The sequence below is a fragment of the Rhodoplanes roseus genome (assembly GCF_003258865.1).
Classification (GTDB): Bacteria; Pseudomonadota; Alphaproteobacteria; order Rhizobiales; family Xanthobacteraceae; genus Rhodoplanes; species Rhodoplanes roseus.
This window is the reverse complement of record NZ_NPEX01000111.1, coordinates 1-18,566: the sequence shown is the minus strand read 5'-3', so window position 1 is coordinate 18,566 and position 18,566 is coordinate 1. Positions and strand designations below refer to the sequence as shown.

The 18,566-nt window shown below is 71.1% G+C and carries 16 protein-coding genes; 10 read left to right on the top strand and 6 right to left on the bottom strand.

Annotated features, from left to right (window positions below; genetic code table 11):
- On the bottom strand, positions 1–814 hold an 814-nt coding region (locus CH341_RS16585; RefSeq protein ID WP_483475690.1), incomplete at its 3' end, for a glycosyltransferase family protein.
- Positions 815–1,041: 227 nt separating this feature from the next.
- Here CH341_RS16585 and CH341_RS16580 point away from each other — a divergent pair.
- Together CH341_RS16580 and CH341_RS16575 are read left to right on the top strand one after the other, a co-directional pair.
- The gene (locus CH341_RS16580; RefSeq protein ID WP_111420117.1) at positions 1,042–2,460 is read left to right on the top strand and encodes a mannose-1-phosphate guanylyltransferase/mannose-6-phosphate isomerase; all 1,419 of its coding nucleotides are present in this window, start codon (positions 1,042–1,044) and stop codon (positions 2,458–2,460) included.
- A 38-nt stretch (positions 2,461–2,498) separates the two neighbouring features.
- A complete protein-coding gene (locus tag CH341_RS16575) occupies positions 2,499–4,055 on the top strand; it encodes a hypothetical protein (RefSeq protein WP_111420116.1) in 1,557 nt (518 codons plus the stop codon).
- A 5-nt stretch (positions 4,056–4,060) separates the two neighbouring features.
- Here the strand turns inward: CH341_RS16575 and CH341_RS16570 are convergent, their stop codons facing one another.
- Together CH341_RS16570 and CH341_RS16565 are read right to left on the bottom strand one after the other, a co-directional pair.
- A complete protein-coding gene (locus CH341_RS16570; protein ID WP_111420115.1) occupies positions 4,061–4,654 on the bottom strand; it encodes a D-sedoheptulose 7-phosphate isomerase in 594 nt (197 codons plus the stop codon).
- An 88-nt stretch (positions 4,655–4,742) separates the two neighbouring features.
- The gene (locus CH341_RS16565) at positions 4,743–6,395 is read right to left on the bottom strand and encodes a hypothetical protein (RefSeq protein ID WP_111420114.1); all 1,653 of its coding nucleotides are present in this window, start codon (positions 6,393–6,395) and stop codon (positions 4,743–4,745) included.
- A 298-nt stretch (positions 6,396–6,693) separates the two neighbouring features.
- Here CH341_RS16565 and CH341_RS16560 point away from each other — a divergent pair, with 298 nt between their 5' ends.
- The 6 genes from CH341_RS16560 (at position 6,694) to CH341_RS16535 (ending at position 12,600) form a co-directional block, all read left to right on the top strand.
- Positions 6,694–7,716: a lysylphosphatidylglycerol synthase transmembrane domain-containing protein gene (locus CH341_RS16560; RefSeq protein WP_170149658.1), complete on the top strand. Its 1,023-nt coding sequence runs from the start codon at positions 6,694–6,696 to the stop codon at positions 7,714–7,716.
- Between the two features lie 33 nt (positions 7,717–7,749).
- Positions 7,750–9,072 (top strand): FAD-binding oxidoreductase, encoded by a 1,323-nt coding sequence (locus CH341_RS16555; protein ID WP_111420112.1) that lies wholly within the window; start codon positions 7,750–7,752, stop codon positions 9,070–9,072.
- Positions 9,069–9,815, top strand: coding sequence for an SDR family NAD(P)-dependent oxidoreductase (locus tag CH341_RS16550; RefSeq protein ID WP_111420111.1), 747 nt, complete (start codon positions 9,069–9,071; stop codon positions 9,813–9,815). Before CH341_RS16555 ends, CH341_RS16550 begins: the two co-directional genes overlap by 4 nt.
- A 105-nt stretch (positions 9,816–9,920) precedes the next feature.
- A complete protein-coding gene (locus CH341_RS16545) occupies positions 9,921–10,868 on the top strand; it encodes an NAD-dependent epimerase/dehydratase family protein (RefSeq protein ID WP_111420119.1) in 948 nt (315 codons plus the stop codon).
- 2 nt (positions 10,869–10,870) lie between these two features.
- Positions 10,871–12,151 (top strand): NAD(P)/FAD-dependent oxidoreductase, encoded by a 1,281-nt coding sequence (locus CH341_RS16540; RefSeq protein WP_111420110.1) that lies wholly within the window; start codon positions 10,871–10,873, stop codon positions 12,149–12,151.
- A 2-nt stretch (positions 12,152–12,153) separates the two neighbouring features.
- On the top strand, positions 12,154–12,600 hold the full coding sequence (locus CH341_RS16535; RefSeq protein ID WP_111420109.1) for a GtrA family protein: 447 nt from the start codon (positions 12,154–12,156) through the stop codon (positions 12,598–12,600).
- Positions 12,601–12,744: 144 nt separating this feature from the next.
- On the opposite strand, the gene CH341_RS16530 is transcribed toward CH341_RS16535, so the two are convergent.
- Both CH341_RS16530 and CH341_RS16525 read right to left on the bottom strand, forming a co-directional pair.
- Entirely contained in the window at positions 12,745–14,205 is a 1,461-nt protein-coding gene (locus tag CH341_RS16530; RefSeq protein ID WP_170149657.1) for a UbiA family prenyltransferase, read from the bottom strand.
- 92 nt (positions 14,206–14,297) lie between these two features.
- Positions 14,298–15,380, bottom strand: coding sequence for an NAD-dependent epimerase/dehydratase family protein (locus CH341_RS16525; RefSeq protein ID WP_111420107.1), 1,083 nt, complete (start codon positions 15,378–15,380; stop codon positions 14,298–14,300).
- Positions 15,381–15,645: 265 nt separating this feature from the next.
- On the opposite strand from CH341_RS16525, the gene CH341_RS33715 reads away from it, so the two are divergent.
- Positions 15,646–16,008, top strand: a complete 363-nt coding sequence (locus CH341_RS33715; RefSeq protein ID WP_146604504.1) for a hypothetical protein — start codon at positions 15,646–15,648, stop codon at positions 16,006–16,008.
- A gap of 41 nt (positions 16,009–16,049) precedes the next feature.
- Here CH341_RS33715 and CH341_RS16520 read toward each other — a convergent pair whose 3' ends face one another.
- Positions 16,050–16,697, bottom strand: a complete 648-nt coding sequence (locus CH341_RS16520) for a GntR family transcriptional regulator (protein WP_245431100.1) — start codon at positions 16,695–16,697, stop codon at positions 16,050–16,052.
- 260 nt (positions 16,698–16,957) lie between these two features.
- On the opposite strand from CH341_RS16520, the gene tcuA reads away from it, so the two are divergent.
- A complete protein-coding gene (tcuA, locus tag CH341_RS16515) occupies positions 16,958–18,457 on the top strand; it encodes an FAD-dependent tricarballylate dehydrogenase TcuA (RefSeq protein WP_111420118.1) in 1,500 nt (499 codons plus the stop codon).
- Positions 18,458–18,566: the final 109 nt, after the last annotated feature.

Below are 18,566 nucleotides of genomic sequence, written 5' to 3'. Positions count from 1 at the left end.
GCCCGGCGCCCGCCACCATCACGATGTCGTCCGGGGCGAGGGCGCCTTGCGGACCGGGATCGTGGTTGAGCACGCCGTCGACATCGAGCAGCAGGGCCGGACGCCGGTGGCCGAGCCGCAACGCCTCGGGCCGGCCGGCCGCGAGGTCGGCCTCGGCCGCCGCCACGGCCGCCTCGTCGTCGAGCCGGGCCAGATACTCGGTGGTCGGCCGGCACGCGACCGGACGGCCGGCCGCGAGCAGGGCCGGCAACAGGTCGCGGACCACGTCCGGGCGAAAGTCCGGGCCCGGATTCGGCAACACGCCGGGCGCGGCGAGCCAGATCCCGGCCGGCGAGAGATTCCTCTGGTCCTGCGGGCTCGGCCGGTGCTTCGGGACGACAGCGACGATCCGGCCGTCGCGCTCCGCCAGCAGATCGCTGTCACGCGGCTGCAGGGTGGGCTGGGCCACCACGGTCAGGGCGGCGGTCCGGGACGCGTGGACCTCGGCGAGCCGGGCGAGGTCGATGTCGAACAGCACCGGGCCGTCGATCACCAGGGTCGGCGCATCGGGGGAGCTTCGGCCGTCCTCCAGGACCAGGCCGAGCCGCGCCGCCTCGGCGGCTGCGAGGTCGCGCAGGGGACCGGCCTCGGGACCCGTCGCCGCGATGCCGATTCGTCGGACGCCCTCGCGGGCCAGGATGCGCATCTGCCGGGCCAGCAGCGGGACACCGCCGAGCGGCCGCAGCAGCGCCGCCGTCGGTGTCGCGCCGGAGGTCGGGGCGTCCGAGATCGGGGCGCCGGGCGCCGGGCGGTCGGCCAGGACGAGTGCACGCATCGAGGTTCCAGCTGCCGGGGGGCGAGGGGGAGGACGGGCTGCCGGTCCGGCCCCGCGGGTCCGGCGCCATGGTTCACCACGTCACCCCGTAGCGTTTCCGTTCCGGCCGAAAATGCCTTAAGCAGTCGCCGGCGCGTTGGGAAGCCCTCCTTCCGGCTGCGCGGACCCACTCGTTCACGGCGCATGCGCCGTCGCCCCGGTACGCAAACGGTCCTGACACGGTCGCCATGGCTCGCACCAAGATCATACCCCTCCTGCTCGCCGGCGGTTCCGGCACCCGCCTGTGGCCGGTGTCGCGCGACGCCATGCCGAAGCAGTTCCTGCCGCTGGTCGGGGAGCGCTCCACCTACCAGCAGGCGCTCGCCCGGGTCTCCTCGCCGGAGCTGTTCGCCCCGCCGATCGTCATGACGGCGGACGACTTCCGCTTCTTCGCCAAGGCGCAGGCCGACGAGCTCGGCATCGACGCGACCGTGGTGCTGGAGCCGATGCGGCGCGATTCGGGGCCGGCCATCGCGGCCGGCGCGGCGCTCGCCCGCAAGCGCGACCCCGGCGCCGTGGTGCTGGCGATCGCGGCCGACCACGTCATCCTCGACCAGGACGTCTTCGAGGCGACCTGCGCGGCCGGCCTGGAGGCGGCCGAGAAGGGCAGCATCGTCACCTTCGGCATCCTGCCGTCGTCGCCCAAGACCAGCTACGGCTACATCCGGCGCGGCGCCTCGGTCGGCATCGACGGCGTGTCGGTGGTCGACGCCTTCGTCGAGAAGCCGGACGCGCCGACCGCCGCCCGCTACGTCGCCGACGGCTATCTGTGGAACTCCGGCAACTTCCTGTTCGGCGCCGAGACGCTGCTGACCGAGCTCGCCCGCTTCGAGCCCGAGATGGCGCGCGCCGTGATCGCCGCCGTCGACAAGGCCTCGCTCGACCTCGGCTTCGTTCGGCTGGACGCCGAGGCGTTCGGGGCGGCGCCGCAAAAATCCATCGACTACGCCGTGATGGAGCGCACCGATCGCACCGCCGTCATCGAGGGTCGCTTCCGCTGGTCGGACATCGGCTCGTGGGACGCCGTGTTCGACATCGCGCCGCGCGACGACGCCGGCAACGTCACGTCCGGCCCGGTCGAGACCTACGAGGCGCAGGATTGCATCATCCACGCCGAGGACCGCCTGACCGTGGCGCTCGGCGTCAAGGATCTGGTGATCGTCACGACGCCCGACGCCGTGCTGGTGCTGCCGCGCTCGCGCGCCGAGGACGTCAAGGCCGCCGTGGCGATGCTCAAGAAGCAGGGCCGCAGCGAGGCGACGGCGCACCGGCTCGCCCATCGTCCGTGGGGGCATTACGATTCGCTCGACCGCGGCGAGCGCTACCAGGTGAAGCGCATCGTCGTGTCGCCGGGCGCGCAGCTCTCACTGCAGCGCCACTATCACCGCGCCGAGCATTGGGTGGTGGTGCGCGGCACCGCCGAGGTGACGACCGGCGAGACCAAGAGCATCGTGCACGAGAACGAGTCGATCTTCATCCCGATCGGCACGGTCCACCGCCTCGCCAATCCCGGCAAGATTCCGCTCGAGCTGATCGAGGTGCAGACCGGCAGCTATCTGGGCGAGGACGACATCGTCCGCCTCGAGGACGTCTACCGGCGCGAGTGAGCGATTTCCGCGCGACGCGGCAGACCGGGCACCCATCCATGCACGCGACACGCGCCGTATCGCCCGAGACCCGCCGGCGGCTCGATCGGATCGGCGGCATCGCGCTGGGGCTGGCGCCGATCCTCGGCTGCCTGCTGGTCGTGCTCGGCGCCAAGCTGTGGCTGATAGCCACCCACGGCAGCCCGACGCCGTTCTGGGACCAGTGGGACGCCGAGGCGGTGCTGATCTATCCGGCCTGGCTCCAGGGCCGGCTCGGCCTCGCCGAGCTGCTCGCGCCGCATGTCGATCACCGTATCCTGTTCACGCGACTGCTCGCGCTGGGCCTGCTGGCGCTGCAGGACCGCTGGGACACGATCCTGCAGATGGTGGTCGGCGCCATCCTGCATGTCGGCACGCTCGCCATGGTGCTGGTGCTGCTGGTGCGCGGTCTCGGCGCGGCGGAGCGGCTCGCGCTGTGCTGCTTCGCGGCTCTGGTGCTCGGCTTGCCGTTCGGCGCCGACAACACGCTGTGGGGCTTCCAGTCGCAGTTCTATTTCCTGCTGCTGCTCAGCATCGCCGGGCTGGCCCTGCTGATTCCGGCGCCCGCTTTCGGGCTGCGCTGGTGGATCGGCCTGGTGATCGCGAGCGCGGCCTATCTCGGCATGGCCTCCGGCGGCATCGCGCTGCTCGCGATGCTCGTGGTCGCGGTGCTGCAGATCGCCGCCGGGCAGCGGCGCGGCGCCCGCGAATGGGCGGCGCTGCCCGTCTATGTCTGGCTGTTCGTCGCCTCCTGGCTCCTGCTGCCGGCGATACCCGGCAACGACGCGCTGCGGCCGGCGACCGCGATGGCGTTCCTGCGCAGCCTGCTGGCGGCCGGAGCCTGGCCCGTGCTCGTCCCCCAGGTGAACCTCGCTCTCCTGGCCGTCGTCGCCCTCGTCGTGCAGGCTCCGGTGGTGCTGGTCGTCCTCGCGCTGTGGCGCGAGCGGCCGGCGCTGCGCCACCACGGCTGGCTCCTGGTCGGGTTGTGGATTTGGATCGCCTTGCAGGCCCTGGCGATCGTCTATGGTCGCGGTGCCGCCTTTCCGAGCTCCCGTTATCTCGACGTCTTCGCGGTCGGCCTGGTGCTGAATGTCGCGATCCTGCTATGGGCGCTGCGCCGGTCCGGCCCGGCGGGACGGTGGCTCGCGGTGGCGGCCGCCGCCTGGGTGCTGGTCGTCGGGCTCGGGGCGGGGCGCTGGTTCACCGGCAGCACGTTGTTCGAGATCGCCCAGCGGCGTGACATGGCGGCGATCCAGACCGAGCGTGTGAAGGCCTATCTGGCCTCCGGCGACATCCGGGAGCTGCAGGAGCGGCCGCCGCTGCACATCCCGTACCCCACCGCCGAGCGGCTCGCCTTCGCGCTCGCCCAGCCCGGGATCCGGGAGCTGCTGCCGCCCGTGCTGCTCGGCCGCGACGAGGCCGAGGAGCCGCGCGCCGGCCTGGCGGGGTTCGTGGCGCGCCAGCAGGCGAGCCTGCTCAAGCGCGGGCCGATGATCGGCGTGCTCGGGCTGGCGATCCTGCTCGCCGCCGGAATTCTCCGCCTGCGCGGAGGGAGCCGCGACGACGAGGCCGTGTGAGTCCGTCAGCGGGGCTTGCCGCCGAACAGCGCGTCCTCGACCACGGTGCAGATCGCGTGCGCCGCGACGATGTGGATCTGCTGGATCAGCGGCGTCGACGAGGACGGCGCGGCCAGCACGTGATCGCACAGCGCCGCCATGTCGCGCGGTCCCTCACCGGTGAAGCCGACCGTGACGACACCCAGCCTCTTGGCCGCCGCCAGGGCCGTCATCACGTTGGGCGAGCGGCCCGAGGTCGAGATCGCGATCAGCACGTCGCCGGCCCGGCCGAGGCCGCGCACCTGCCGCTCGAAGGCCAGATCGAAGCCGTAGTCGTTGCCGACCGCGGTCAGCACCGAGGTGTCCGTCGTCAGCGCGATCGCCGGCAGCGGATCGCGGTCGTAGTTCATCCGCGACAGGAATTCCGCCGCGATGTGCTGGGCGTCGGCGGCGCTGCCGCCGTTGCCGGCGATCAGCAGCTTGCCGCCGGACCGGAACGCGCGGGTGATCGCCTCGGCGATCTCGGCGATCGAGTCGAGCAGCTCCGCATCGGTCGCGGCGCGCTCCATCGCCTCGCGCGACCGGTCGAAATGCGCCGCGATGCTGTCGGCTGCCCGCATGGGTTCGTCTCCCGGGATCCGGCGCAGCCCCCGTGGCACGGGGGTTCCGTGGCCGGACGCCGCGATAAAGCGGGCCGCCGCCGGGACGTCAAGGCGCAGGCTCTGGATGCGGCGCAGGGCGCCCGTGCGCCGGGGGGTGGTCGGGCCCGTCGCGGGAGGCGTGCCCCCCGGTGCGGAGCCGCCACGGCGCATCGATCGCGACCCGTCCGAGCCGGCAGAGCAGGCCGACCGAGAACGCGATGACTTCCGGCGTGACGCTCAGCCGGAACCGCATGTTCTCCCCGATCTCGACCAGGTTGAACAGCACGGCGCCGTAGGCGGCGACGGCGAGCACGAGCAGGAGATCGCGGTTCAGCAGCGGCGCGCAACGGCGCCACAACCGCACCGCGTCGACCAGAAGGATCACCGGAAGCAGGACGTGCATCACCAGGATGCAGAGCGAATCGAGGAGGTGGAGCGGCACGGTGGGCAGCCGCACCGGGACCGGTTTCTTGTCGGGGAACGTGCCCGTCATGGCCCGGGCCTCCTGCCGGCGAGACGGCAGGACCGACAGCAGCCGAAGCCGTCCGACCGGCTCGACGAAGATCGGGCCGACGAACATGGCCGCGTAATCGGCCATCGGATGCCAGAACAGCATGTAGGCCCGTCGCACCTTGTCGAGCACCAGACCGGGCTCGCGCCGTGCGAAGCCGGCGAGCGCCCGGGTGTACTGGTCGGCGATCATCCGGATCGTGATGCTGTTCTCGGGCCGGTTGGTGCCGCCGAGCTCGGCCTGGATCTCGCGCTCGCGGCGCGCCACCTCCGGATCCGGCGCGTATCCGGCCGGCAGATTGTGCCAGTGGACGTAGCCGTGCTCGCGCAGGAGCCGGACGAACCAGTCCGGATGGGCGGCCGCGTTCGCCTCGACGCTGGCGATGAAGCGCGGCCGCGCGGCCGGATCGAACCCGTATCCGACCGTGGCGTTGATGCCGCCCCAGGACGAGGTCGCGACCGGGGCATGGCCGTAGACCGCGAAGGTCTTGAGGCTCCAGCCTCCCTGGAGCAGAACGACCGGAACCAGGAACACGGCCATGCTTCGCGGCCCCCTCGCGACGGCCAGGAACACTGCGACGATCACGAACAGGTACGAGAACGAGGCCCGGGTCAGCGCCGCCCCTGCGACGAGCAGGCCGGCTGCGATCAACCGGCGTCGTCCGGTGGCGCCGGCCGGCAGCCGGGCGAGGCACAAGCAGGCCGCCGCGACCAGCAGCATGGCGGCGGATTCGTAGACGAGCTGCCCGAACGAGGCGATCTCCAGCGTGTAGAGGTCCGTGGACAGCCCGAACAGCAGCGCGACGCCGGCGGCGACCAGGCGGCCGCAGCCGAGGCAGTGCAGGAGACGCGCCAGCACCAGCACGGTGCCGGCCGAGATCGCTGCCTGCAACCCATAGAGCGCGCGGGCCGTCCCGACCGGCCACTCGGTGGTGGAAAGCAGGATGCCGAGCAGGACGTGGGGGAGCGGCGGGGTCTGCTGCAGGTAGCGCAGCGAAGCCCAGAAGTGGTCCCGATAGGCCGAGAGCGGGAGATACTGCCAGGTCCGCCAGCCGGGATTCGCCCGCGCGGCGGCATCCAGGAGGTCGCCGAACAGCACCCACAGGACGGCCCGATGCAGCAGGACGACGGCCGCGATCCCGATCGCGATCGGCGCGAACGAGCCCGGCCGGACGACCTCGGCGCGGCGATCGATCGGGTGCATCCGCATGCTGAAAGGCCCGGCCCGGATCTGGCAATGACGATCCGGTCCTTGCTCCGAGCCTGCCACCATGGCGGGAGAATGCAATACATCTCTCGTCGGGGCGCCCTGGTGCGGTTCTCGCTGGCGTCTCGTGTTATCTGGCCGGTCGAGGGGCCGTGACGGGCCCCGGTGCGAAAGCGACCATGGGGCCGTGCCCGAGGGCGGGGCCGGTCGAGGCAAGGTTCCTTAACGCGGAACCGGTACTCGTTTGTCGGAGTGAGGCTGGATGTCGGACACGGGCCGATCAGGGGGGCAGGGGGCCAGCATGCCGTCGGCGACTGCGTTGTCCGAAGGCGCGGCTGCGGCCGACGGCGCCGGGGCGCTGCGTCCGGCGCTGCGGCGGGCGGCCGTGTTCGCGTCGGCGCTCGCGATCCTGTCGCTGCTCGCCGCCGTGGTGGTGCTCGCCGCCCGCAACGACCTCGACAAGGCCGTGCGGGTGCTGGCCGATGCTCCGGTGTGGCTGGTGCTGGTGGTGGTCGCCTTCGCCACCCTCAACTACGCGATCCGCACCCAGCGCTTCGTCTATCTGGCCCGGCGGCTCGGGCTGGAGGTGCCGTTCGGCGAGATGTCGGTCTACTACGTCGCCGGCTTCGCCCTCACCATGTCGCCCGGCAAGCTCGGCGAGATGGTGCGGCTGTGGTTCATGAAGCGGAAGTTCGACTTCAGCTATCGGCGCGGCGTCGCGCTGCAGCTCGGCGACCGCATCAGCGACGTCTACGCCATGCTGCTCCTGTGCCTCGCCGGCCTCACCGGCTTCGAGCAGTATCGCGGCTCGGTGCTGGCCGTGCTGGGGGTGGCGCTCGCCGGCACGCTGCTGCTCGCCCGTCCGGCGCTGCTGATCGGCTGTCTCGACATCGTCTACGCTGCAGTTCGCATAAAACCGCGCCTGTTCGTCCATCTCCGCCACATGGTGCGCAACACCGCGCTGGTGATGCAGGGCCGGGTCTTCCTGGTCGCCCTGACCCTCGGCCTCGCGTCGTGGTTCGCCGAGGCGTTTTCGCTGTGGGTGGTGCTGCATCTGCTCGGCGCGCCGGTCGATCTGCTCGCCGCCACCTTCGTGTTCGCCTTCGCCGGCGTGGTCGGCGGTCTCACCATGCTGCCCGGCGGGGTCGGGGGCTTCGAGATCGTCATGGTGATGCTGCTCGGCCTGCAGGGGGTGCCGACCGAGGTGGCGCTGGTCGCCACCGCCATCCTGCGCCTCGGCACCGTGTGGTATGCCACCGCCGCCGGCTTCCTGGCCGCGCCTTTCGCGGTGCGGCTCTCGACGCCGCGGCCCGCGCGCGGGTGACGGCCCGGCCGTGATTAAGGATCGACAGGTCGCATGAGCACGATGCCGATGTCCGCCTGGGGCCGCCTGAGCCGCGCCCCGCACGAGGTGACGCGACCGCCGTTCCTGGACGATGCCGCCGCCCTGATCCGCACGTCCGGAGCACCCGGCACCTCGCGGCTGGTGCGCGGGCTCGGCCGCTCATACGGCGATGTCTGCCTCAACGCCGGCGGGCCCCTCGTGGTCACGGACCGGCTCGACCGTTTCCAGAGCCTCGACCTGGCGGCCGGGCGGGTCCGGGCCGAGGCCGGCATGTCGCTCGACCGGCTCTTGCGGGTGATCGTGCCGCGCGGCTGGTTCGTGCCGGTGACGCCCGGCACCAAGTTCGTCACGCTGGGCGGCGCCGTCGCCAACGACGTGCACGGCAAGAACCACGAGACCGCCGGCAGCTTCGGGGCGCATGTCGACAAGCTCGGTCTGGTGCGCTCGACCGGCGAGAGCCTGACCCTGTCGCGCGACGAGAACGCGGAGCTGTTCGCCGCCACCATCGGCGGCCTCGGCCTCACCGGCTTCATCGCGTGGGTGGAGATGACGCTGGTGCCGATCGCGGCGGCCCGCCTGCACACCGAGTCGCTGGCGATCCGGGACGTCGACGACTTCTTCCGCATCGCCGAGGACAGCCGGGGCTGGCCCTTCACGGTCGCCTGGGTCGATTGCCTCGCCAAGGGACGCGACCTCGGCCGCGGCCTGTTCATGCGCGGCCGCTGGGCCGAGACCGGCGACCTCGACGTGCACCGGCCGCCGCGGCTCGGCTTTGCGCCGGAGTTGCCCGGGGTCCTGCTCAACAGCCTGAGCATGCGGGCCTTCAACGCGCTCTACCGCAAGCGGCCCTTCGCGGTCGGCGCCTGCACCCAGCACTACGACCCGTTCTTCTACCCGCTGGACGCGCTGGCGAACTGGAACCGGCTCTACGGCAAGCGCGGCTTCTACCAGCACCAGTGCGTGGTGCCGTTCCCGGCGGCGCGCGACACCGTCGTGCGCCTGCTGGAGACCACGGCGGCGCAGGGGCAGGGCTCGTTCCTGGCGGTGCTGAAGCTTTTGGGCGAGTCGCGCTCCGGCGGCGTCTTGTCCTTCCCGATGCCGGGCGCCACGCTGGCGCTCGACTTCCCCAACAAGGGCGAGAGCACCCGCCGCCTGCTGGCGACGCTGAGCGAGATCGTGCTGGCCGCCGGCGGCCGCCTCTATCCGGCCAAGGACGCCGTGATGACGCCGGAGATGTTCCGGGCCGGCTATCCGGACTGGCGCAGGCTGGAGGCCTGGCGCGATCCCGCCTTCGGCTCCGACTTCTGGCGCCGCGTGACCGGAGACGCAGCATGAGCGCGCCGTCCCGCATCCTGGTGCTCGGCGCCAGCTCCGCCATGGCGCAGGCTTATGCGCGTCGCCGCGCCGCCACCGGCGCCGCCTTCCTGCTGGTCGGCCTCAACGCCGCGCGGCTCGCCGCCGTGGCCGCCGATCTGCGCGCCTGCGGGGCGCCGTCGGCCGAGGTGGCGACGGCCGACCTCGCCGATCCGGCCGGTATCGGCGCACACGCCGCCGCGTTCCGCGCCCGGCTCGGCGAGCCGGACGAGATCCTGATCGCCTATGGAGAGCTGGGTGATCAGGCCGAGAGCGAGCGTGACCTCGATGCCGCGCGGCGCGCCTTCGATGTCAATTTCACCAGCGTGGCGCTGTGGACCCTGGCGCTGCTGAAGGACCGGCCGCCGCAGGCGCCGCTCGCCCTCGTCGTCATCGGTTCGGTCGCCGGCGACCGCGGCCGCGCCTCGAACTTCGTCTACGGCGCCGCCAAGGGCGGGCTCGACCGCTTCCTCGAAGGGCTGGCCCAAGCATACGCCGCGACGCCCGTGCACATCGTCACGGTGAAGCCCGGCTTCGTCGATTCGCCGATGACCGACGCCATCGCCAAGGGCCCGCTGTTCGCCAGCCCCGACGCGGTCGGCGCCGACATCGTGCGGGCCGTGGAGAAGCGCCGCCGCGTGGTCTACACCCCGTGGTTCTGGTGGGTGATCATGACCATCATCCGCCACCTGCCGTGGTTCGTCTTCAAGCGGCTGAAGATCTGAGGACCGTTCGGGACGGCGGGCAATTTCCGGTGGTCATGGTGGCCGGAGTGCAATAATCAGGCGCCCGCGGCCGCCCGCGGTCGCGGAAACAGAACGATGCTCGCCATGCCGTCCAAGAGTCCCTCCGCGCTCCGCGTGGCCGTCACGGGTGCCGCCGGCCTGGTGGGCCAGAACCTCGTGCCGCGCCTGAAGGCGCGCGGCTTCACCGACATCGTCGCGGTCGACAAGCACCGCGCCAACACGGCGACGCTGCGCCGGCTCCACCCCGACGTCACGGTCGTGGAGGCCGATCTGGCACGCGACGACGGCTGGCAGGAGGCGGTGGCCTCGACCGACGTGCTGGTGGTGCTGCATGCCCAGATCGGCGGGCTCGATCACGATGTTTTCGTCGCCAACAACGTCACGGCGACCGAGCGGCTGCTCGCCGCCGTCGCGGGGCACCGGCCCTACGTCGTCCATGTCAGCTCCTCGGTGGTGAACTCGGCTGCCGACGACTGGTATGTCGAGACCAAGGACGCGCAGGAGAAGCTGGTGCTGGCCTCCGGGCTGGATGGCGTGGTGCTGCGCCCGACGCTGATGTTCGGCTGGTTCGACCGCAAGCATATCGGCTGGCTGGCGCGCTTCATGCGCAAGGCGCCGGTGTTCCCGATCCCGGGCGACGGCCGTTATCTGCGCCAGCCGCTCTATGCCGGCGACTTCTCCGACATCGTGATGGCCTGCATCGAGCGGCGGCCGTCCGGCACGTTCAACATCTCCGGGCTGGAGCGCATCGACTACATCGACCTGATGCGGGCCGTGAAGCAGGCGAGCGGCGCGAAAGCCGCGATCGTGCGCATCCCGTACGGGCTGTTCTGGGCCTTGCTGTGGGTCTATGCGCGCGTCGACGGCGATCCGCCGTTCACGACGCGGCAGCTCGAGGCGCTGGTGACGCCCGACGTGTTCGAGGTGATCGACTGGCCCGGCCTGTTCGGCGTCACGGCGACGCCGCTGAACGCCGCGCTGGAGGAGACGTTCCGCGATCCGGTCTATTCCGACGTCGTGCTGGAGTTCTGACGGTGGCGCGCGTCGTCGTCATCGGGGCCGGCGCGATGGGGCTCGCGGCCGCGCATCACGCGGCGAAACGCGGTCACGCCGTCACGGTCGTCGAGGCGGCGCGCGAGCCCGGCGGCATGGCGGCGCATCTCGATCTCGCCGGGCTGTCGATCGAGCGCTTCTATCACTTCGTCTGTCGCGCCGACCGGCCGACCTTCGAGCTGATGGCCGAGCTCGGCATCGGCGACCGCATGCGCTGGGTGCCGACCAGCATGGGCTACTATGTCGACGGCACGCTGCATCGCTGGGGCGACCCGGTGTCGCTGCTGCGCTTCCCCAGCCTGAGCCCGGTCGAGAAGCTGCGCTACGGCGCCATGATGTTCGTCGAGACCAAGCGCCGCGACTGGCGTCCTCTCGACGATGTCTCGGCGCGCGACTGGATCACGCGCTGGTGCGGAGCGAGCGTCTACGAGCGGATGTGGGCGCCGCTCTTCCGGCTGAAATTCTTCCAGCACGCCGACAATGTCTCGGCCGCCTGGATCTGGACGCGCATCAAGCGGCTCGGCACGTCGCGCCGTTCGCTCGTCCAGGAGGAGCTCGGCCATATCGAAGGCGGCTCGCAGACGCTGGTCGATGCGCTGGTCTCGTCCGTCGAGCGGCAGGGCGGGACGCTGCGCTGCGGTGCGCCGGCGGAACACATCGCGATCGTCGACGGCGCCGTGACGGGCGTCACGGCGGGCGGCGAGACGCTGCCGGCCGACGCCGTGATCTGCACGGTGCCGACGCCTCACGTGAGTGCTCTGGTGCCCGCCATGCCGGCCGCCGAGCGCGCCCGCTACGATGCGATCGAGAACATCGGCGTGGTGTGCGTGCTGTTCCGCCTGAGGCGGTCGATCACGCCGCATTTCTGGGTCAACATCGCCGACCCGCGCTTCACCATCCCGGGCATCGTCGAGTTCTCCAACCTGCGACCGACCGGCGACACCGTCGTCTACGTGCCGTACTACATGCCGTCGGACCGTCCGGAGTTTTCCCGCGACGACGAGACCTTCCGGGCCGAGGCGCTGGGCTATCTGAAAATGCTGCAGCCGGCGCTGCGCGACGACGACGTGGTCGCGACAAAGATCGGCCGGCTGCGCCACGCCCAGCCGGTCTGTCCGCCGGGGTTTTCAAGACTGCTGCCGGACGTGCAGACCTCCGTGCGCGGGCTGCAGATCGCCGACACGGCCTTCTACTATCCCGAGGACCGCGGCATCTCCGAGAGCGTGCGGCTCGGCCGTGAGATGGCGGAGCGCCTGCCGTGACGATGCTGGAGCCCGACGAGGAACCGCCGCCCGGGCCGGCGGCGGACCCGCGGGCGCGCTGGCGTTTCGTGCTGTTCCTCGCCGCCGGCGGCACGGCGGCGGTCGTCAACGTGCTGTCGCGCGTGGCGCTGGGCCTCGTCGTGTCCTACGAGGTCGCCGTGGTGCTGGCCTATCTGTGCGGCATGACGGTGGCGTTCGCGCTCAACCGCGCCTTCGTGTTCGCCCCGTCGGGCCGCGCCGCGCACCAGGAATACGTCCGCTTCGCCATCGTCAACGCGGTGGCCATCGTCCAGGTGTGGATCGTCAGCGTCGGCCTCGCCCGCCTGGTGTTTCCGGCCATCGGCTTCGCCTGGCACGCCGAGACCGTCGCCCACATCGTCGGCGTCGCTGTGCCGACCGTGACGAGCTATCTGGGCCACAAGCATTTCTCGTTCGCGGCGCGGCGGTGAGGCTGGTGCGGCGGATCGACTCGGTCGTTCCGGGACGGTGCGGAGCACCGGACCCGGAATCCAGCCGAGCTTTCGGAATATGCCGCTGGATTCCGGGTTCGCGCCTTTGGCGCGCCCCGGAATGACGCAGCAACATCGCTCCGCTCAGATCGCCACGAAGAACGCCACGCCGACGGCGGTGCCGAGGAGGAGGCTGCGGGGGTCCCGCAGCGCGAACACCACCGGGTCGTCGTCGAGCTCGGTGCGCTGGGCGAGCAGCCAGATTCGCTGCAGCCACAGCGCCATCAGCACCGGTACGGCATAGAGCCACTCGGCGTGGCGATAGAAGCCCGACGGCGCCGCGTCGTTGGCGAGATAGAGCAGCATGATGATCAGCGAGAACAGCCCGGCGCCGACGCCGAACACCAGCGTCAGCGGCCAGTCGTCGCCGCGATAGCCCCGCCCGGCGATCGCAACGAGGTCGTTGCGCGCCGCCCGCATCACCTCGGCGTGGCGCTTGGCGAGCGCCAGCGACACGAAGAAGGCGAGTGCGAAGGACAAGAGCCACGGCGACTGGCCGAGCCCGACCACGGCGGCGCCCATCGCCACCCGCAGCGTGAACAGGCAGCCGATGACGAACACGTCGGTCAGCGGCTCGCGCTTGAGGACCAGCGAATAGGCCGTGGTGAGCCCCAGATAGATCAGCAGCATCAGGGCGAAGGCCGGCGACAGCAGCGCGCCGGCCGCGATCGCGCAAACGATCATCAGCGGCGCCACCGTCAGGCCGACCGTGAGGGACAGGGCGCCGCTGGCGAAGGCCCGGCGCCGCTTGGTCGGATGCCGCCGGTCGGCGCCGAGATCGGCGATGTCGTTGAGCAGATAGGTGCCGGACACCATCAGCGACAGCACCAGGAATCCGGCGATAGCGGCCGCGACCTTGGCCGGATCGGTGAAGACATGGCCGACGAACAACGGCACGAACAACAGCACGTTTTTCGACCACTGGTGCACCCGCAGGGCCTTGAGCCAGACCCGCGTACCGGCGCGTGGCCTTGCCAGCGTGGCGAGCACCGGCGTGCCGCTCGTCGCCACCGCGCCGGCGACGCTCTTGGCCACGTCGCACAGCACCGCGCCCTTGGCGGCGGCGAACAGCGGCAGGTCGGCCGGGCTGTCGCCGGCATACAGGAAGCCGTCGGGGAAGCGCGCGCGCAGATGGGCGAGCTTGGCCTCGCCCTTGAGATTGCGCACGCCGTCGCTGCCGGTCGCGCTGTCGAACAGGCCGAGCGCCTCGGCGACGCCGTCCGCCACCGCCTGGTCGGCCGCCGTGACCAGATGGACGGCGCGGCCGCGCGCCCGCTCGGTGCGCAGGAGCGCGACGAGATCCTCCCGCCACGGCATGTCGGCGAGCTCCAGCAGGGCGTGGCCGGCGAGCCGCCGCTTGAAGGCGGCGCGGTCGCGGATCGCCAGGAGCGCGCCGAGGGCGTCGATCGGCTTCCGGAACAGCACCACGCTGAAGTTCTCGACCAGCGAGTCGCCGAGCAGCAGCGTGCCGTCGAGATCGACCACCAGCGGGATCGCGACGTCGGCGGACAGGCCGCGGGAAGGTTCGGGGATCGGCTCGAGCACGGCCCAAGAGTCCTCGGTCGGCACGGGCCCTTCCCGTGTCGGCGGGACTTATAGCAGCCGGACGAAGCCGTTGCAGCAGGCCCGGCGGCCGCTCATGCGGAGAGGCTGAGCGGTGCCTCGCGGGCCAGGAGCCCGTCGTGGATGTCCTGCAGGGTGCGGCGGATGTCGCGCGTGATCGTCCAGCCCGGGTAGCGGGCCTGGAAGCGGCGCAGGTCGCTGACGTACCAGACGTGGTCGCCGATGCGGTTGTCGTCCTCGTAGCGCCAGGCGAGCCGGCGCCCGGCGATCTCCTCGCACAGCGCGATCGCCTCGAGCATCGAGCAGTTGGCGGGCCGGCCGCCGCCGATGTTGAACACCTCACCGCAGGGCGGGTCGCGCCATACCGCGTCGAACGCGGCGATCAGGTCGGCCGAGTGGATGTTGTCGCGCACCTGCTTGGCCTTGTGGCCGAACACCGTGTAGGGCCGCCCCGTCAGGGTGCATTTCATCAGATAGGCCAGAAAGCCGTGGAGCTGGGTGCCGGAATGGTTCGGGCCGGTCAGGCAGCCGCCGCGGAACACCGCGGTCCTCAGGCCGAAATAGCGCCCGTACTCCTGGACCAGCACGTCGGCCGCGATCTTGGAGACGCCGAACAGGCTGTGGGTGGACTGGTCGAGCGTCATGGTCTCGTCGATGCCGTGCGTCGCATAGGGGTGCGACGGGTCGATCTCGAAGCGGGTCTCGTGCTCGATCAGCGGCAGCCGGTTCGGCGTGTCGCCGTAGACCTTGTTGGTCGAGGTGAAGACGAACACGGCGTCGGGCGCGTGCCGGCGCATCGCCTCGAGCAGCGTCATCGTGCCGTTGGCGTTGATGGTGAAATCGGCGCGCGGGTCGCGTGCCGCCCAGTCGTGCGAGGGCTGCGCCGCGGTGTGGACGATCAGCTTCAGGTCGGAGCCGTATTCGGCGAAGATGCGGCCGACCGCGGCCTCGTCGCGGATGTCGACGTCGTGGTGGTGGAAATTGGGGAGCTGCTCGGTGAGCCGGGCGGAGAGCCAGCGAGTCGACGCCTCGCTGCCGAACAGGCGCGAGCGCATGTCGTTGTCGATGCCGACCACCCGGTCGAAGACGCCGCTGAAGTGGAGGACCGATTCGCTGCCGACCAAGCCGCCCGAGCCCGTTACCAGCGCGACCGTCATCCCGTGCGTCTCCCGAGAACGCCGGCGGCTGCGCCGGCCTTCATAGAAGCCTCGGATCCAGAATACGTTCCGGGCTGGGCACGGCAGGCGTCCGTGAGGCGGGTGAATGACGGCGGCGCTCGCGCCGTCCCTGAAGTTTATTTCGGCGGGGCCGGAACTATACAGGGGCGAGCCGGTTGCCATCGATCACTGGCCACGACCCTCTGGGCGCCGGTGGCTGAGAGATGCGTGTGCTCCCGCCCGTTCGGCAGAACGGAGCCAGGCCATGCGTGATCCCCGCGATCCCCCCGACGCTGCGGCAAAGCCGCCCGAGGCGAGTCGGCCGGAGATCTCTCCCGAAAGCACCCCTAAAACCCCGTCAGACCGTCCCGGAAAAGACTGGAGTCGCAAGACCTGGAACGAGGCCACCTGGACCAAGCACCGGCCGCGCACCCGCCATGCCCGCCAGGTCGCGATGCAGGACCAGACCCGCGCCGCCTGCACGGAGTCCCGGGTGCTGATCGACGGCGCGGCGGAGCGTGTGTCCAGCTCGGACCAGGCGTGCGCCGTGCATCACGAGCAGGTCGCCAAGAGCCGCGCCACGATCGCGCAGAGCCGCGCCCTGATCAAGCGTCTCACCGAAAGCTAGCCCTGGCGCCGGATGCCCGGCGCGACCCGCCGGCCGCGTCCTCAGCCGGCGTCCTGCATCAGCCTCAGCCGGGCCCGCAGCGCCTCGCGGATATGGGCGCGCGCGGCCTGCTCGGCCGTGTCGGCGTCGCGCGCCGCGATGGCGCCGACGATCGCGGCGTGCTCGGCGACGGCCGTGGTCGGCCGCCCGCCGACATTGAAGGTGGTCGGGCCGAGCAGCGCGATGGCGTCCTGCATCTCGCGCAGCGCGGCGTCGAGGAAGCGGTTGCGGGCCGCCCGCACGATCGCCTCGTGCAACAGGCGGTTGAGGCGTGCGAGCGCCCGTGGATCGTCGGCCGCCCCGGCGAAGCCGTCGGCGAGATCGCGCAGCGTGTCGACCTCGGGCGGCGTCGCCTGGATCGCGGCGAGGCGGGCGGCGGCGCCCTCCAGGATCTCCCGCATGGCGTAGAGCTCCAGGACCTCGGCGGCGTCGGGCCGGCGCACCACCATGCCGCGCCCGCCGGCGTGCTCGATCAGGCCCTTGGCGAGGAGCCGGCCGAGTGCCTCGCGCACCGGCGTCCGGCTGACCTCGAGCTTCTGGGCCACCTCGTCCTCGACGATGCGGTCGCCCGGCCGGTAGGCGCCGTCGCGCAGCGCCCCGCACAGGGCGCGAAACACCGCCTCGCCGAGCGGCAGGGCACCGCGCTCCAGCGCGCCACGGTCGAGCGTCGGCCGGGCCGGTTCGGCCTCGCCGGCCGGCGCCCCGGGGGGCCGTTCCGCTGTCGCGTCCTTGTCCACAGGGTTCCGCCCCACGCGCTGGTCTCCGTCGCCCGTTCTGCGCGATTCGCGCCGCTACGTCCCTGGTTCAAAGCCGGCTCTTGACGACCGTGTTCGTTCGTATCTTATTGTATACGAACGGACCCGAAGCAGTCGAGTCCGCCGGGTGTCGGGTTCGAGAAGGGGTGACGACGATGAGCGAGCTGCCGTCTGCGGTGGACGTGGTGGTGGTGGGCGGCGGCAACGCGGCGTTCTGTGCGGCGCTCTCGGCGGCCGAGCACGGCGTGTCGGTGCTGGTGCTGGAGCGCGCCCCGGAGGACGAGTCGGGCGGCAACTCGCGCTTCACGGCGGGTGCCTTCCGCTGCGTCTACGACGGCGTCGACGACCTCCAGGCCTTGATGCCGGACCTCACCGAGCAGGAGATCTCGGTCACCGACTTCGGCACCTACACGGAAGAGAAGTTCTTCGACGACATGGGCCGGGTGACCGAGTATCGCACCGACCCGGATCTGTGCGAGCTGCTGGTGACGCGCAGCCGCGACACCATGCGCTGGATGCGCGGCAAGGGCGTGCGCTTCGCGCCGATCTACGGCCGTCAGGCCTACAAGATCGACGGCCGCTTCAAGTTCTGGGGCGGCCTCACGGTCGAGGCGTGGGGCGGCGGACCGGGCCTGGTCGACGCGCTGACCGCATCGGCGCGCAAGAACGGCATCCAGGTGGTCTACGAGGCGCGCGCCACCGCGCTGATCGCCGACGACGACGGCGTCAAGGGCGTGAGGGTGCGCCACCAGGGCAAGACCCGCGAGATCGCCGCCAAGGCGGTGGTGCTGGCGTCGGGCGGCTTCCAGTCCAACACCGAGATGCGCACCCGCTATCTCGGGCCCAACTGGGAGCTGGCGAAGATCCGCGGCACCCGCTTCAACACCGGCGACGGCATCAAGATGGCGCTCGACATCGGCGCCATGCCGACCGGCAACTGGTCGGGCTCGCACGCGGTCGGCTGGGACCGCAACGCGCCGGAGTTCGGCGATCTCGCGGTCGGCGACAACTTCCAGAAGCACTCCTATCCGTGGGGCATCATGATCAATGCCGACGGCGAGCGCTTCGTCGACGAGGGGGCCGACTTCCGCAACTACACCTATGCGAAATACGGCCGCGTGATCCTGATGCAGCCGGGCCAGTTCGCCTGGCAGGTGTTCGACGCCAAGATCATCCCGATGCTGCGCGACGAGTACCGCATCAAGCGCGTCACCAAGGTGCGGGCCGACACGCTGGAGGAGCTGGTCCAGAAGCTGGAGGACGTCAACGCCGACAAGGCGCTCGCCACCATCATGGACTACAACGCCGCCGTGATGACCGACGTGCCGTTCGATCCGAACGTCAAGGACGGCCGCGGCACCAAGGGCCTCGCCATCCCCAAGACCAACTGGGCCAACACGGTCGATACGCCGCCGTTCGAGGCCTATGCCGTGACCTGCGGCATCACCTTCACGTTCGGCGGCCTGAAGGTCGACACCTCGGCCCAGGTGATGGACACCGACGGCCAGGTGATCCCGGGCCTCTGCGCGGCCGGCGAGCTGGTCGGCGGCATCTTCTACTTCAATTATCCGGGCGGCACCGGCCTGATGTCCGGCGCCGTGTTCGGCCGCATCGCCGGTTCGAGCGCCGGCGCCCAGGCCGCCGCGAAGAAGTGAGACGAGCACGTCTCGGGTCGAGCTGATCACGATCCAACAATCAGCTCCTGTATCCGGGGCTCTCCCCCCACCCCCGACCCCTCCCCGCCATTCGCTGACGCGAATGGGA

Coding starts and splice junctions, on each gene's coding strand:
- CH341_RS16550 (WP_111420111.1), top strand. CDS start 9,069: ATGAGCGCGCCGTCCCGCATCCTGGTGCTCGGCGCCAGCTCCGCCATG.
- CH341_RS16545 (WP_111420119.1), top strand. CDS start 9,921: ATGCCGTCCAAGAGTCCCTCCGCGCTCCGCGTGGCCGTCACGGGTGCC.
- tcuA (WP_111420118.1), top strand. CDS start 16,958: ATGAGCGAGCTGCCGTCTGCGGTGGACGTGGTGGTGGTGGGCGGCGGC.
- CH341_RS16525 (WP_111420107.1), bottom strand. CDS start 15,380: ATGACGGTCGCGCTGGTAACGGGCTCGGGCGGCTTGGTCGGCAGCGAA.
- CH341_RS16555 (WP_111420112.1), top strand. CDS start 7,750: ATGAGCACGATGCCGATGTCCGCCTGGGGCCGCCTGAGCCGCGCCCCG.
- CH341_RS33715 (WP_146604504.1), top strand. CDS start 15,646: ATGCGTGATCCCCGCGATCCCCCCGACGCTGCGGCAAAGCCGCCCGAG.
- CH341_RS16575 (WP_111420116.1), top strand. CDS start 2,499: ATGCACGCGACACGCGCCGTATCGCCCGAGACCCGCCGGCGGCTCGAT.
- CH341_RS16565 (WP_111420114.1), bottom strand. CDS start 6,395: ATGCGGATGCACCCGATCGATCGCCGCGCCGAGGTCGTCCGGCCGGGC.
- CH341_RS16560 (WP_170149658.1), top strand. CDS start 6,694: ATGCCGTCGGCGACTGCGTTGTCCGAAGGCGCGGCTGCGGCCGACGGC.
- CH341_RS16570 (WP_111420115.1), bottom strand. CDS start 4,654: ATGCGGGCAGCCGACAGCATCGCGGCGCATTTCGACCGGTCGCGCGAG.
- CH341_RS16535 (WP_111420109.1), top strand. CDS start 12,154: ATGCTGGAGCCCGACGAGGAACCGCCGCCCGGGCCGGCGGCGGACCCG.
- CH341_RS16580 (WP_111420117.1), top strand. CDS start 1,042: ATGGCTCGCACCAAGATCATACCCCTCCTGCTCGCCGGCGGTTCCGGC.